This is a genomic window from Leucobacter sp. PH1c, assembly GCF_000633415.1.
Classification (GTDB): domain Bacteria; phylum Actinomycetota; class Actinomycetes; order Actinomycetales; family Microbacteriaceae; genus Leucobacter.
Genome location: NZ_AYMV01000020.1, coordinates 118,740 through 131,462 on the forward strand (window position 1 = coordinate 118,740; position 12,723 = coordinate 131,462).

11 protein-coding genes are annotated in these 12,723 nt (G+C 73.0%); 4 read left to right on the forward strand and 7 right to left on the reverse strand.

The features are described 5' to 3' along the window. Nucleotides 1-121 precede the first annotated feature (121 nt). Nucleotides 122-1,519, reverse strand: a complete 1,398-nt coding sequence (locus U874_RS0107125; RefSeq protein WP_025133849.1) for a phosphopantothenate--cysteine ligase family flavoprotein — start codon at nucleotides 1,517-1,519, stop codon at nucleotides 122-124. A 65-nt stretch (nucleotides 1,520-1,584) separates the two neighbouring features. Between U874_RS0107125 and U874_RS0107130 the strand changes: the two genes are divergently transcribed. Then, nucleotides 1,585-2,346 carry an NRDE family protein gene (locus U874_RS0107130; RefSeq protein ID WP_025133850.1) on the forward strand — a complete coding sequence of 254 codons (762 nt, stop codon included), beginning with the start codon at nucleotides 1,585-1,587 and terminating at the stop codon, nucleotides 2,344-2,346. Here U874_RS0107130 and U874_RS0107135 read toward each other — a convergent pair. Then, complete coding sequence (locus U874_RS0107135) at nucleotides 2,312-3,499, reverse strand: methyltransferase domain-containing protein (protein WP_025133851.1); 1,188 nt, start codon at nucleotides 3,497-3,499, stop codon at nucleotides 2,312-2,314. The two genes, U874_RS0107130 and U874_RS0107135, sit on opposite strands and share 35 nt — an antisense overlap. Nucleotides 3,500-3,501: 2 nt before the next feature. Then, nucleotides 3,502-4,221: a ferritin-like fold-containing protein gene (locus U874_RS0107140; protein WP_025133852.1), complete on the reverse strand. Its 720-nt coding sequence runs from the start codon at nucleotides 4,219-4,221 to the stop codon at nucleotides 3,502-3,504. A gap of 231 nt (nucleotides 4,222-4,452) precedes the next feature. Between U874_RS0107140 and U874_RS0107145 the strand changes: the two genes are divergently transcribed. Beyond that, nucleotides 4,453-5,931, forward strand: a complete 1,479-nt coding sequence (locus U874_RS0107145) for a DEAD/DEAH box helicase (RefSeq protein ID WP_036057989.1) — start codon at nucleotides 4,453-4,455, stop codon at nucleotides 5,929-5,931. 125 nt (nucleotides 5,932-6,056) lie between these two features. Here U874_RS0107145 and U874_RS0107150 read toward each other — a convergent pair whose 3' ends face one another. Then, entirely contained in the window at nucleotides 6,057-6,908 is an 852-nt protein-coding gene (locus U874_RS0107150; RefSeq protein ID WP_025133854.1) for a PHP domain-containing protein, read from the reverse strand. Nucleotides 6,909-6,945: 37 nt separating this feature from the next. Between U874_RS0107150 and U874_RS0107155 the strand changes: the two genes are divergently transcribed. Further along, the gene (locus U874_RS0107155; protein WP_025133855.1) at nucleotides 6,946-8,325 is read left to right on the forward strand and encodes an aminopeptidase P family protein; all 1,380 of its coding nucleotides are present in this window, start codon (nucleotides 6,946-6,948) and stop codon (nucleotides 8,323-8,325) included. Nucleotides 8,326-8,625: 300 nt separating this feature from the next. On the opposite strand, the gene U874_RS0107160 is transcribed toward U874_RS0107155, so the two are convergent. After that, the gene (locus tag U874_RS0107160) at nucleotides 8,626-9,021 is read right to left on the reverse strand and encodes a YchJ family protein (protein ID WP_029987883.1); all 396 of its coding nucleotides are present in this window, start codon (nucleotides 9,019-9,021) and stop codon (nucleotides 8,626-8,628) included. 2 nt (nucleotides 9,022-9,023) lie between these two features. Then, on the reverse strand, nucleotides 9,024-10,694 hold the full coding sequence (locus U874_RS0107165) for a DUF885 domain-containing protein (protein ID WP_025133857.1): 1,671 nt from the start codon (nucleotides 10,692-10,694) through the stop codon (nucleotides 9,024-9,026). Nucleotides 10,695-10,810: 116 nt separating this feature from the next. Here U874_RS0107165 and U874_RS0107170 point away from each other — a divergent pair, with 116 nt between their 5' ends. Next, the gene (locus tag U874_RS0107170; protein WP_025133858.1) at nucleotides 10,811-11,035 is read left to right on the forward strand and encodes a hypothetical protein; all 225 of its coding nucleotides are present in this window, start codon (nucleotides 10,811-10,813) and stop codon (nucleotides 11,033-11,035) included. A 109-nt stretch (nucleotides 11,036-11,144) separates the two neighbouring features. Here the strand turns inward: U874_RS0107170 and U874_RS0107175 are convergent, their stop codons facing one another. Continuing rightward, the gene (locus U874_RS0107175) at nucleotides 11,145-12,722 is read right to left on the reverse strand and encodes an aminotransferase class I/II-fold pyridoxal phosphate-dependent enzyme (protein WP_081809929.1); all 1,578 of its coding nucleotides are present in this window, start codon (nucleotides 12,720-12,722) and stop codon (nucleotides 11,145-11,147) included. Nucleotide 12,723: the final 1 nt, after the last annotated feature.

The window sequence follows — 12,723 nt, forward strand, 5'->3', positions numbered from 1 at the left end:
CTCACCGCACGCACCGGTGCCCCGGCTGCGTCGCAGCTCCTGCGCAGGAGGCTGCGATGCACCCGGGGCACCAGTGTTTCGGGGCCGACGCCCGGGGCCGACGCCCGGAGTTGCTCCGGGGCTACTCCCGGGCCGCCGCGTCGAGCTCGTCGCGCACCGCGTCGAGCAGGCGCTCCGCCGCCTCGCGCTTCGTCCCCGCGACCGACGCGACGACCGTGCCGTCGGCGTCGAGCACACGCAGCGCGTTCTCCGCCGATTCGAATCCCTCGTCCCAGCCGACGGCGTTCACCGCAAGCAGATCGACGCCCTTCCGAACGAGCTTCCGCCGCCCGCGCTCGAGCAGCTCTTCCTCGCTCTCGACCGTCTCCGCCGCGAAGCCGACGATTACCTGACCGGGACGGCGCTCGCGCACGAGTCCCACGAGCACGTCCGGGTTCTCGACGAGCTCGAGTGTGGGAGCAGCCCCCGGCGAGTCCTCCTTGCGGAGCTTGCCCTCGGAGACCTCGGCCACCCGGTAGTCGGCCACCGCCGCCGCCATGATCACGGCCTCGGCGCCCGCCGCGGCGGCGTGCGCCGCCTGCTCGAGCTCGGCGGTCGAGCCGACGGGCACGATGCGCACCGCCGGGCGTTCCGCGACCTCGGCGAGCACCGCGTCATCGATGTTCGCCGCGAGCAGCACGACCTTCGCCCCGCGGTCCGCAGCCGCAGCCGCGAGCGCGACCCCCTGGCGGCCGCTCGAGCGGTTTCCGAGAAAACGCACGGGGTCGATCGGCTCGCGCGTCCCGCCCGCGGTCACGAGCACCCGCACGCCCGTGAAGTCGCCGCGAGCCGGGACGGCGGGAGCGAGGACGGTGGCGTCCTCGTCGCTCGCGCGGCCCTCGCCGCTCTCGGACTCAGCTCCGAGCCCCGCAGCAGCATCTCCGGCTGCGTTCCCCCGCGCGCCGGCCTCGGCCCCGGGCAGTCCCGCGGCATCGGCCGCGTCGGCCGCCACACCCTCGGCGAGGATCTGCTCGATGCGCGCGGCGATATCCGCTGGCTCGCTCATGCGGCCCGGGCCGGTGTCGTCACCCGTGAGCCGACCGCTCTCGGGCCCGACGAACACGACCCCGCGAGAACGGAGGATCGCGACGTTGTCCTGAGTGGCGGGGTGCTGCCACATCTCCGTGTGCATCGCCGGGGCCACGACGACAGGCGCCCGCGTGGCGAGCAGCGTCGTGCCGAGCAGGTCATCGGCGAGACCCGCCGTCATCCGGGCGAGCGTGTTCGCGGTCGCGGGGGCGACGACGACGAGATCGGCGCGCTGCCCGAGCGCGACGTGCCGCACCTCGGGGACGTCGTCGTGCACCGAAGTGGTCACGGGGTTCCGGCTGATGGCCTCCCAGGTGGGCTGCCCGACGAAGCGCAGCGCGTCCGCGGTCGGCACGACATGCACCTCGTGGCCGGCCTCCACGAGGAGGCGCGCGAGCGCGACGGCCTTGTAGGCGGCGATCCCGCCACTGACTCCCAGCACGATATTCACGCCCCCATCTTCCCACTCGCGGCGCGGATTCCGGGCATGCACGCGCGCTGAGTACACTCAGCAGCATGTGCACCGTGGTCATCGAGGTCCCGACGGAGGCGCGCGACGCGATCCGGATCCTGGCGGTGCGGGACGAGGATCCCGCGCGAGCGTGGGATCCGCCCGGCCCCTGGTGGCCCGAGCGCTTCCCCGGGGTCATCGGGGTCCGCGACCGTCGTGCCGGAGGCGCGTGGCTCGCCGCGCAGCCCGCGAGCGGCCGACTCGCGGTTCTCCTGAACCGTGCCGCCGAGGTCCCCGAGCCGGCCGCGGGCTTCCGCTCACGGGGCGAGCTGCCCCTCGCTGCGGTCGAGGGCGGCGCTCCGAGCGATCCTCCCGGCACCCCGGCGTTCACCCTGGTCTCGCTCGGGCCCGACGGTGCGGAGACCGTCTCGTGGGACGGAAGCGCGCTGCGCAGGCAGCGGCTCGCCCCGGGCGTCCACATGGTCGATCACCGCGAGGTCGACGATCCCGCATCGCCCAGGATCGCGCGCTGGCTCCCGGTGTTCCGCGCCGCGGCAGGCGCCCCCGCGGAGGGCTGGCGTGCGCGCTGGCTGCGCATCCTCGCGGAGAGCGCCGCGCTCGGCCCCGAGGACGAACGCGCGATCGTGCGCGACAACACCCCGCATGGCTACCCGACCCAGTCGCTCCTCGTGTGCACGGCCGAGGCGGGTGGCGTCACCGCTCCGGGACCGCCGCGCGTCTCGCTGCACTGGGCCGCGCTCGCCCGGCCGGGTCGCTGGGACGACCCGGCGTTCACACGCGCGCTGCCCGCTCCAGGAGGACCATGACCTCAAGGTGCCCCGTGTGCGGGAACATGTCGAACACGCGCGCCTCGCACACCCGGTAGCCGGGCAGCGCCGCGAGATCCCGCGCGAGGCTCTCCGGGTTGCAGCTCGAGTAGATCACGCTCGGGACATCCGAACCGTCGAGCCAGGCGGCGAGCTCGGCACCGATCCCGCGCCTCGGGGGGTTGACGATCACGAGCTCGGGCAGGGCCTCGTTCGCAGCGCCGAGCGCGAACGCGGTCGCGTCGGCGGCCACGAAGCGCGCGTCGATTCCCGCGTCCCGGGCGCTGCGCTCAGCCGAGGCCACGGCGGCCGCGGAGAGCTCGACGCCGAGCACCCGACGCGCGGCACCCGAATCGGATCCGGATCCGGAATCAGGGCTTGAGCGCGGTGCGCAGGCGAGCGCGAATCCTCCGACCCCGCAGTACAGATCCCAGATCGATGCGGGATCGAAGCGCTCCACCCAGCGCGTCGCCTGCCCGTAGAGCTCCCGCGCCACCGCCGTGTTGGTCTGGAAGAAGCTCTGCGGGCGGAGGTGCAGCGAGACATCGCCGAGCTCCATCGTGAGCGAGGATCCGAGCAGCAGCTCCTCGCGTTCGCCCTCGAGCAGCGCGACGTGCTCGGGCAGCAGGTTCACCGAGATCACGGCGGCCTCGGGGACCGTCGCGCGGAGCTCGGCGAGCCGGGCGCGGATCCGCGAGAGCCCCTCCTCGCTGCGCACCACGAAGCGGAGCATCAGCTCGCCCGACGGCGCGGCCGTCACGTGGACGTACTTGAGCTCGCCGCGACGGCGCGGCACCGAGTAGGGCGCGAGTCCTGTCGCGTCGAGCAGGCGCGCGAGGCGCGGAATCACGGCGCGGATCGCGGGTTCCTGGATGAGGCAGTCGCGGAGGTCGACGCCCGCGCCGTCGGGCCCGAGGATCCCGAGCGTCACCGCCCCGGCCGCGCCGCCCACCACGAGCTTCGCCTTGTTGCGGAAGTCGCGGTCGCCGCCGCCCACGATGGGGAGCCAGCCCGCCGCGGGCACCGACGGCAGCAGCTCGCGGCAGCGCGCCTCCTTGCGGCCCAGCTGCTCGACGATCGGGGTCTCGATGAAGGTGCACGAGCGGCAGCGACCGGCTTCGAAGTAGTCGCAGCGCGGGGTGGAGACGAGCACGATCAGGCGGTGAGGCCGAGGCCGTCCATGCGGCGGATGTGGTCGGCGATGAGTTCCGTGAACACGGGCTCCATCTCGCTCGCGTCGAACTCGCGCCGCTCGCTGAGCGTCAGCGCCGCGCGGGCGACGAGCAGGGTGTCGCCGACGAGGCGGCGGCCCCAGAGCGCGAGCCAGCTCGAGAGCGAGGCGTCGGCGGCGAGCGCGTCCTCGAGGAGCGCCTTCAGCTCGGCGCGGCCGGTGTCGTTGCTGAGGATCCGGATCGCCTCGGTGCGGTAGCCGTCGCGGAGCCCCTGCGCGAGGCTCGCGAAGAAGTCGTCGAAGAGCCCGCCCACGAGGTACAGCGAGAGCACGTGCTGATGCCAGTCCGGCGTGTCGATCCGCTCGACGTAGGCGTCGATCACGGGCGAGAACGGCGCCATGACGATGTGGGGCTCCTGGCCGCGATCGCGGATCTCGGCGGTGAGGAGCTGATGCTTCGAGAGCGTCTGCCCGGCCACCTCGGCGAGCACGTTCTTCGCCTCGAGCGTCGGGGCGCCGGAGACGGCGCGCGTCGCCGCTTCGTACAGCTCGAGCTGCAGGTAGGCCGTCAGCCCGAGGAAGGGCAGGATCCCGGGCGCGAGCTCCGACAGTTCGACGCGCTCCGTATCGGGGCCTTCGCCGCGCGAACGCAGCTTCCGGGCAGGGGCATTCTTCCTGCGCAGCCCACGGATCCACTCGAACACTCTGACAGCTTAGCGCCGCCGGGCGGCGCGTGGGCGCATGAGCCGCTGCGACGACCCGCGGATCACCTCACGATTCCGTGCTCGCGCGGGAATAGACTGGTGATCGTACGTATTCACCGCCGGCGACGCAGGAGCGCCGGCCGCTGCGCTCTTCGGTATCACCGCGCAGCACCGCACCCCGTAGAGGACGCACCCGTGACGACATTTCTCGAACTCGGCGTCGACCAGGACATGGTCGACGCGCTCGCTAGCAAGGGCATCATCGAGGCCTTCCCGATCCAGGAGCAGACGATCCCGCTCGCGCTGACGGGCCAGGACATCATCGGCCAGGCCAAGACCGGCACGGGCAAGACCTTCGGCTTCGGCCTTCCGCTGCTGCAGCGCGTGGGCGCCTCCCCCGAGCCCGGTGTGCAGGCGCTCGTCGTCGTGCCGACCCGCGAGCTCGCCGTGCAGGTGACGGAGGACCTCGAGCTCGCAGCGCAGAACCGCGCCGCGACCGTCGTCTCCATCTACGGCGGCAAGGCCTACGAGGGCCAGATCGAGCAGCTGAAGGCCGGCGCGCAGATCGTCGTCGGTACGCCGGGCCGCCTCCTCGACCTCGCGAACCAGCGCATCCTGAATCTCTCGCAGGTGCGCGAGATGGTGCTCGACGAGGCCGACAAGATGCTCGACCTCGGCTTCCTCGCCGACATCGAGAAGCTGTTCTCGCTCACGCCGCAGATCCGGCACACGATGCTGTTCTCGGCGACCATGCCCGGCACGATCGTCACGCTCGCGCGCCGCTTCATGTCGAACCCGATCCACATCCGCGCGACGGACCCCGACGAGGGCGCGGCACAGGCCAACATCGAGCACATCGTCTACCGCGCGCACTCGCTCGACAAGGACGAGGTGATCGGCCGGATCCTGCAGGCCGAGGGCCGCGGCAAGACCGTCATCTTCATGCGCACGAAGCGCGCCGCGGCGAAGCTCCAGGAGGAGCTCGTGGATCGCGGGTTCAACGCGGCCTCGGTGCACGGCGATCTGAACCAGGACCAGCGCGAGCGCGCCATGGCGGCGTTCAAGTCGGGCAAGAAGGACATCCTCATTGCCACCGACGTCGCCGCGCGCGGCATCGACGTCGACGACGTGACGCACGTGATCAACCACACCGTGCCGGACGAGGAGAAGACCTACCTCCACCGCGTCGGCCGCACGGGGCGCGCGGGCCGCTCGGGCATCGCCGTCACCTTCGTCGACTGGGACGACCTGCACAAGTGGGCGCTCATCAACAAGGCGCTCGATTTCGGAGTGCCCGAGCCCGTCGAGACGTACTCCTCCTCGCCGCACCTCTACGAGGACCTGCGCATCCCCGAGGGCTCGAAGGGCCGCCTGAAGGCGACGCCCGTGAAGGAGCGCACCGCGGGCTCCGGTGGCGGACGCGGGCGCAGCGAGCGCTCGGGCGGCGAGCGCTCGGGTGACGCCTCGCGCACCCGCCGCCGCACGCGCGAGGCGAACCCGCAGGGACAGGGCCGCCACGAGAGCCACGGGCACGAGCAGCACGGCCACGACGCCGCAGGCGGCGGCGAGCCCGGCGCGCCGCTCCAGACGGACGGCGAGGCCGCTCCGCGCCGCCGTCGCCGTCGTCGTCGGGGCGGCTCGGGCGGCAGCGCCGCGGGTGAGGCCCGCCCGGCGACCGACACGAGCTCGCCCGAGACGCCCGCGGCCTAGCCGCGGCCCCCGGTCCCACTCCAGGAACCGGTTCCGGAAGCCAGCGAACGGGCCCGGGGCGCACGCGCCCCGGGCCCGTTCTCGTGCGCGGATGCGGGCGTGCGCTGATGCCTGGCGCGGGCGCGTCAGCGCGGGGTTGCGAGCCCGTCGCGCAGCCGTGCGACGACCGACTCCGGCGTGGTGCACTCCCCCAGCTCGTTGGGCTTCCCCGCACCGTGGAAGTCGCTCGCGCCGGTCGCTGCGAGGCCGAGACGCTCCGCGGCCTCGCGGAGGGGCGGCACCCAGTCTTCGCGGTGCTCCGGGTGCTCGAGCTCGACCCCCCAGAGCCCCTCGGCGGCGAGCGCGGCCAGCTCCTCCGGACGGACGGGGCGCCGCTGGCGCAGGGCGGCGGGGTGGGCGAGCACGGCGCGGCCCCCGGCTGCGCGCACCATACGGATAGCGTCGCGCGTGGCGATGGCGTAGGTGCCGAGGTAGTACGGTGACCCGGGGAACAGCACCCGCTCGAACGCCATGCCGCGATCGGCGAAGTAGCCCGCGGCGACGAGCGCGTCCGCGATGTGCGGCCGCCCGACGGTGCGGGCGTCCTCCGCTCCGACGACGTCGTCCCAGCTGATCCGGTAGTCGCGCGACACGCGCCGCACCATCTCTCGGGCGCGCTCCAGGCGTGCGCTGCGCACGAGCGCGAGCGCCGCGAACAGCTCGCCCGCCGCCGGGTCGATCCCGTACGCGAGCAGGTGGCGCGATCGGCCGTCGTGCTCGGTCGTGATCTCCATCCCGGGGAGGAAGTCGATGCCGCGCGCGGTGGCGGCGTCCCGGGCCTCGTCCCAGCCCGAGATGGTGTCGTGATCGGTCAGCGCGAAGCCCGGCAGGCCGATCGCGGCGGCCGCTGCGACGATCTCCGACGGGCTCGTCGTGCCGTCGGAGTGCACCGAGTGCGTGTGGAGATCGAAGCCCCGCGGCGCACTCGTGTCTACCATGCGGTTCATTCTACGGTCACGGTGAGAGGATGGGGGTATGACTGAGAGCGCGCAGACCACTCACGAGGTGGAGATCGACAACAGCAACCGGAGCACGACGCCGCAGACGAGCAGCTTCGCCGACTACATCTCGGCGCACTGGGCCGACCGACCCGAGACGCTCCCCAGCGAGCTGCCCGTCGCGCCGCACGCGGCCGCGCGTCGCGCGGCGCTCGGGGCGCAGTTCCGCGGCGAGCGGCTCGTGATCCCCGCGGGGGCCATGAAGCAGCGCTCGAACGACACGTTCTACCCGTTCCGGGCGCACAGCGCCTTCGCCCACCTCACCGGCTGGGGCGCCGAGAGCGAGCCGGGTGCGATCCTCGTGCTCGATCCCGCGGGCGATGCCCACGAGGCCACGCTCTTCTTCCGGGAGCGAGCGGGGCGCGACAGCGACGAGTTCTTCGCGAACCCCGAGATCGGCGAGTTCTGGATCGGCCCTCGCCCGTCGCTCGGTCAGGTGGCCGCCGCCCTCGGCGTGCGCACCGCGCACCTTGCGGACTTCGTACCCGGCGACGCGGACCGCACGATCGACGATGCCGAGCTCGCGCGAGCGGCCTCGGAGCTGCGCCTCGTGAAGGACGCGTACGAGATCGCCGAGATGCAGGCCGCCGTCGATGCGACCGCGACCGGCTTCTCCGAGGTCCTCGCCGCGCTCCCCGCCGCGAGCGCCCACCCCCGCGGCGAGCGCATCGTCGAGGGCGTCTTCAACCAGCGCGCCCGCCTCGACGGCAACACCGTCGGCTACGAGACGATCGCGGCCTCCGGCCCCCACGCGTGCACGCTGCACTGGATCCGGAACGACGGCCCCGTGCGCGCGGGCGACCTCCTGCTCCTGGACGCGGGCGTCGAGCTCGACAGCCTCTACACCGCCGACATCACCCGCACCGTGCCGGTCTCGGGCACATTCTCCGAGGTGCAGCGCCGCGTGTACGACGCCGTGCTCGAGGCGGCGGACGCCGCACGCGCCATCGTGCGTCCCGGGATCCGCTTCGGCGATGTGCACGACGCCGCGATGCGCGTGATCGAGGCCCGCACCCGCGAGTGGGGCATCCTCCCCGAGGACGACGGCACGGCCTACTACCGCCGCTACATGGTGCACGGCACGAGCCACCACCTCGGCATGGACGTGCACGATTGCGCGCAGGCCCGCCGCGAGATGTACCTCGACGGCATCCTGGAGCCCGGCATGATCTTCACGATCGAGCCCGGCCTGTATTTCCAGCCCGACGACCTGACGGTCCCGGCGGAGCTGCGCGGGATCGGCGTCCGCATCGAGGACGACATTCTCGTCACCGCGGACGGCTGCGTGAACCTCTCGGCGGACATCCCCCGCACCGCGGACGCGGTCGAGGCCTGGATCCGGGACGCGCAGGCCTGATCAGAGCTCGCGGCGGGCCAGACTCGTCTGGCCCGCCCCGCCCCTCGGCCCCCGCTGATGTCAGCGGGGACCGAGGGGCCCTGTCTTCCTCCCACTTTCCCCGGAGCAACCTGTCCTCCTCCCATTTCCCCGGGAGAAATCTGGAATCTCGGAGTTTTCGCCCATCGAGGCTCCGAGATCTCGGATTTCTCCTGCGGGATCGGAGGGGATCCAAGGCGCTCACGCGTGGGATGGGCAGGGATCCAAGAACACACGCACCGCCGAGCGCGCACACGCGCAGCGGCGCGAACCGCTGCCGAGCTAGAGCTCCTCGCCGTCCACGTAGCGCCACCCGGCCCCCGCGCGGAGGAAGCGGCTGCGCTCGCGCTGCTCGAAGCGCCCCTCGGGCCCGCGTCCGATCGCGGTGAACGTGACGAAGCCCTCCGTATCGCCTGGGCCGCCGCGGCTCGTGTCGGAGATGAACAGGCGGCGCCACTCCACCGTGTCGTCGAGCTCGAGCGAGTCGGGGCGGGTGGCCGGGTCCCAGCTCTCCACGAGGTACGCCGCGAGGCCGAGCGCGAACGCGCTGAAGCGCGAGCGCATCAGCCGCTCGGGGCTGGGGGCGGGTTCGCCCGCGTGGAGGGGCCCGCAGCAGTCGGCGTAGGCTCCCCCGCTGCCGCAGGGGCAGGGCAGACCAGCGCCCGCCCCCGCCGGCATCGTCACGCGCCGAGCCCGCCGCGCAGCGCGCGCTCGAGCGTATCGAGGCGCACGCCGCCGAGCGCGAGCGCTTCGCGGTGGAAGTCGCGCACATCGAAGTCGGTGCCCGCGGTCGATGCGCGAAGCGCCGCCTCGTCGCGCAGCTGCTCCCAGATCCGCTGCCCCACCTTGTAGGAGGGCGCCTGGCCCGCCCAGCCCAGGTAGCGGAGCACTTCGAAGCGGACGAAGCCGTCGTTCATGTTCACGTGCTCCGCGAGGAACGCGAAGGCGCGGTCCCCGTCCCAGGTGCCGCCGTCGGGGTGCGGCTTGCCGAGGTGGACGCCGATGTCGAGCACCACCCGCGCCGCGCGCATGCGCTGGCCGTCGAGCATGCCGAGCCGGTCGGCGGGGTCGTCGAGGTAGCCGAGCTGCTCCATGAGCCGCTCCGCGTAGAGCGCCCAGCCCTCGGCGTGGCCGGAGCTGCCGGCGAGCTGGCGCCGCCACTCGTTGAGCATGCCCCGGTTCACCACGGCCTGGCCGATCTGAAGGTGATGCCCGGGGACGCCCTCGTGGTAGACCGTGGTGAGCTCGCGCCACGTGTCGAATTCGGTGACCCCCTCGGGCACGGACCACCACATGCGGCCGGGGCGCGAGAAGTCGTCGCTCGGCCCGGTGTAGTAGATGCCGCCCTCCTGGGTGGGCGCGATCATGCACTCGAGCGCGCGGATCTCCTCGGGGATGTCGAACTGGGTGGCGCCGAGCTCGGCGACGGCGCGGTCGCTCGTCTCCTGCATCCAGCGCTGCAGCGCCTCGGTGCCGTGCAGCTTGCGGCTCTCGTCGCGCTCGAGCTGCGCGATCGCCTCGGCGACCACCCCGGGGTGTCGCGCGCCGCCCGTGATCTCGGCGGCGATGCGTTCCTGCTCGTCGACCATGCGCGCGAGCTCGTCGATCCCCCACTCGTAGGTCTCGTCGAGGTCAATGCGGGCGCCGAGGAACGCCTCGGAGGCGAGCTCGTAGCGCTCGCGCCCGAACGCGTCGGCTTCCGGGGCGCGCGGCGCGAGTTCGCGCTCGAGGAAGTCGGCGATCTCCGCGTACGCGGCGGAGGCCGCTGCGGCGGCCTGCTCGATGCCCGCGCCGTGGCCCGCGGCGAGCCGGCCGAAGAAGCCGGGCGTCTCGGGGGTGCCCGCGGTGCGGCGAGTCTGCGCGGCGACCTCGACGACCTGGCGCACGGCGGGCGCGAGGCCGCGGTCGGCGCCCGCAGCGAGCGCGGCCCGGTAGCCCGCGAGCGCCGCGGGGATCGCACGCAGGCGCTCGCCGATGTCCTCCCACTCGGCGTCGCTCTCCGTGGGCATGAGGTCGAAGCTGTCGCGGATCTGCTGCAGCGGCGACTCGATCACGTTGAGGTCGCGGAGCGCCTCGCCCGCCTCGTGCTGCGCCAGGCCGAGCCGCAGCTCCGAGCTCAGGTCGAGCTGCGTCACCGTGTCGACGCCGTCGACGGGCGTCGCCGCCGTCAGCTCGGCGAGGGCCGCGCGCTGCGCCGCGGCGAAGGCTTCGGCGCCCGCGGGCGAGTAGTCCGGCAGGCCGCCGCCGGGGCGGCCGATGTAGGTGCCGATGGTCGGATCGTGCGCGACGAGGGTGTCCACCCATGTCTCGGCGATCCGGTCGATGGGGGTCTGCTGGCGCGAGTTCGTCATACTTCCACCCTAGGCCCGAGCGGCGCTCCGCGGGCCGGATTGCCCGGCGGACAAAGCAGGGTAGGATGTGAGTATCGGCGCTCTGCGCCCACCGAACCACTCGCGAGGAGAAACACGTGAAGATCCGCACCCGCATCGCTACCGCCGTGACCGCAGCGCTCGCTTCGGTGTTCGTCGCAGCCCCGGCATTCGCGACCGGCGGCGCCGACACCACCGATTCGATGTTCTCCTCGGCCGGCCAGCCGGTCGACGTCGTGGCGATCTCGATCGTCGGTGTCGTGCTGCTCGCCGTGGTGCTGATCGGTTCGACGCTCATCGGGAACCTCTTCGAGAAGAAGTGAGTCCCGCGCTCACCAGCGCGTACGCAACAGGGGCGGGGATCCATCTGGATCCCCGCCCCTGTTGTGTGTGCGGGACCGGCCGCGCGCAGCGCCGGTCCCGCGGGTGCAGCTACTCGCCGCGCAGCACGCGGAAGCTCGCCACTGCGGAGTCGGCCGCGCCGCGCACGTACCCCGTGGGCGACGCCGCGACGGCCTGCAGGAACGCGACCGTCTCCGCGGTGATCTCCTCGCCGGGCAGCAGGTTCGGGATCCCGGGCGGGTAGGCGGCGAGCGTGTCGGTCGAGATCCGGCCGATCGCGTCGGCTGCGGGCACGAGCTCGCTCTCCGAGAAGTAGGCGTCGCGCGGGCGCACGCGGAGCGGCCCGGCCTCGGGCAGTGCGGGGAACGCGATCGCGTCGGCAGCCGGAAGCGTGGCCGCTTCATCCGCCACGGCCGAGAGCGCGGCCAGGAATCGCTCGACGTCGATCGTGCGCAGCGCGCCGAGCACGGCGACCACGCTCGTCGCGGTCGACATCTCGAGGTAGACGCCGTGCTCGTCGCTCATGCGCCCGCGCACCCAGTGGCCGCTCTGGCCGAGGCCGGACACGTCGATCGGGATCCGGAGCAGGTCGACCTCGGTGATGTCGGCGTAGGCGTCGAAGCCGTCGCTGATCACGGTGAAGCGCTCGTCGGCCCGCAGCCGGTCGCGGATCTCGCGCGCGGCGGCGACGGTCTCGCCGATTCGCGCTTCCCCGGCGACGAGCGCGCGGCGCGCGGTGTCGAGGGAGGACATGAGGATCCCGCTCATCGACGTCGATGCGGTCATCGAGAAGGCGCGCGCGACGAGCGGCTCCAGCCGCTCGGCGAAGGGGCCGTGGCCGAGGTGCAGCATCGCGGACTGCGTGAGCGAGCCTGCGAGCTTGTGCGTGCTCGAGATCACGAGGTCGGCGCCGAGGCGCGCGGGCGACTCAGGCAGCTCGGGGTGGAAGCCGAAGTGAGCGCCCCAGGCGCCGTCGACGATGATTGCCGCATCGTGGGCGTGCGCGACCTCGGCGAGCCCGGCGACGTCCGCGGTGGAGCCGAAGTAGCTCGGCGAGACGACGAGCACGCTCGTCACGGCCCGGCCGGCCTCGGCCTCGCGGCGGAGCGCGGCGTCGAGCATCTCGGGCGTGAGCCCGTGGGCGATCCCGTGGTGCTCGTCCACATTGGGCGACACGAAGGAGGGGATGAGGCCCGAGAGCAGCACGCCGTCGGTGAGGCTCGAGTGCATGCTGCGCTGGATGAGGATCCGCTCCCCCAGCCCGCGCACCGCGATGGCCGCCGTGCGGTTCGCTTGCGATGCGCCGTTCGTGAGGAACCAGGTGCGCTTCGCACCCCAGGCGTCGGCGGCGAGGCGCTGCGCCTCGACGAGCGGCGAGTCGTCACCGAGGTCGATGCCGGGGAGCATGAGCGGAACGTCGAGCTGCGGCACGCGCGGGCCGTACAGCTCGGCGAGGTGCTGGGCCCCGGCCTCGGGGTCGTTGCCGTGCCCCGGGACCATGAACGACAGCGGGGTCGAATCGGCGAAGCGTTCGAGTGCCTCGGCGTACGGCGCACGCTCGTGCCCCGGGCCAAAGCGCGGGGTCGACGTGGGAACGGGTGCGGAGGCGGGCAGCCCCGCCCCGGCGGCGATGACGGCGGGATCGGAGTGCGAGTCGTGGTGCAGCATG

Excerpts from the sequence above, each read along its gene's own strand:
- U874_RS0107150 (WP_025133854.1), bottom strand. The coding sequence starts at position 6,908 with ATGGTAGACACGAGTGCGCCGCGGGGCTTCGATCTCCACACGCACTCG.
- U874_RS0107175 (WP_081809929.1), bottom strand. The coding sequence starts at position 12,722 with ATGCTGCACCACGACTCGCACTCCGATCCCGCCGTCATCGCCGCCGGG.
- U874_RS0107160 (WP_029987883.1), bottom strand. The coding sequence starts at position 9,021 with ATGCCGGCGGGGGCGGGCGCTGGTCTGCCCTGCCCCTGCGGCAGCGGG.
- U874_RS0107165 (WP_025133857.1), bottom strand. The coding sequence starts at position 10,694 with ATGACGAACTCGCGCCAGCAGACCCCCATCGACCGGATCGCCGAGACA.
- U874_RS0107145 (WP_036057989.1), top strand. The coding sequence starts at position 4,453 with ATGGTCGACGCGCTCGCTAGCAAGGGCATCATCGAGGCCTTCCCGATC.
- U874_RS0107155 (WP_025133855.1), top strand. The coding sequence starts at position 6,946 with ATGACTGAGAGCGCGCAGACCACTCACGAGGTGGAGATCGACAACAGC.
- U874_RS0107130 (WP_025133850.1), top strand. The coding sequence starts at position 1,585 with ATGTGCACCGTGGTCATCGAGGTCCCGACGGAGGCGCGCGACGCGATC.